The sequence below is a fragment of the Benzoatithermus flavus genome (assembly GCF_037908215.1).
In the GTDB taxonomy this organism is placed as follows: Bacteria; Pseudomonadota; Alphaproteobacteria; order Geminicoccales; family Geminicoccaceae; genus Benzoatithermus; species Benzoatithermus flavus.
Window position 1 is genome coordinate 1 of the sequence record NZ_JBBLZC010000081.1, and the last position, 781, is coordinate 781.

Here is a 781-nt window from a genome sequence, read left to right on the forward strand (position 1 = left end):
CGCGGCAGCCCGCTCATGGGCTGCCGCGCCCGGTTTCTCCCGGTGCCGGGCTCAGGCCATGTACTGGCCGCCGTTGGCGGAGAGGGTCGCGCCGGTGATGAACCCCGCGTCCTCGCTCGCCAGAAACACCACGCAGCGCGCGATCTCCTCCGGCTCGCCCAGGCGGCCGACCGGGATCTGCGGCAGGATCTTGCTCTTCAAGACGTCCTCCGGCACCGCCTTCACCATCTCGGTGCCGATGTAGCCCGGGCAGATGCAGTTGACCGTGATCCCGAGCGCCGCCCCCTCCTGCGCCAGCGCCTTGGTGAACCCGAGCGCCGCCGCCTTCGCCGCCGAGTAGTTCACCTGCCCGAACTGGCCCTTCTGGCCGTTGATCGAGCCGATGTTGATCACCCGGCCCCACTTCCTCGACCGCATCCCCTCCCACACCGGCCGGGTCATGGCGAACAGGCTGTCGACGTTGGTCGCCATCACCTGCCGCCACTGCTCCAGGCTCATGCGGTGAAAGGTGGTGTCGCGCGTGATCCCGGCATTGTTGACCAGGATCTCGACCGGGCCGCCCAGCGCCTGCTCGACCTGGGCAATCCCCTGCTGGCAGGCGGCGAAGTCGGAAACGTCCCACTTGAACACCGGGATGCCGCTCTCGGCCTTGAACTTCTGTGCCGCCTCGTCGTTGCCGGCGTAGTTGGCCGCGACCTTGCAGCCGGCGGCTTTCAGCGCCAGCGAGATCGCCGCCCCGATGCCCCGCGTCCCGCCCGTCACCAGTGCCACACGTGCCATG

1 protein-coding gene is annotated in these 781 nt (G+C 69.1%); it reads right to left on the reverse strand.

Features of this window, described 5'->3' with window-relative positions:
- Positions 1-51: 51 nt before the first annotated feature.
- On the reverse strand, positions 52-780 hold the full coding sequence (phbB, locus tag U1T56_RS24140) for an acetoacetyl-CoA reductase (RefSeq protein WP_418162040.1): 729 nt from the start codon (positions 778-780) through the stop codon (positions 52-54).
- Position 781: the final 1 nt, after the last annotated feature.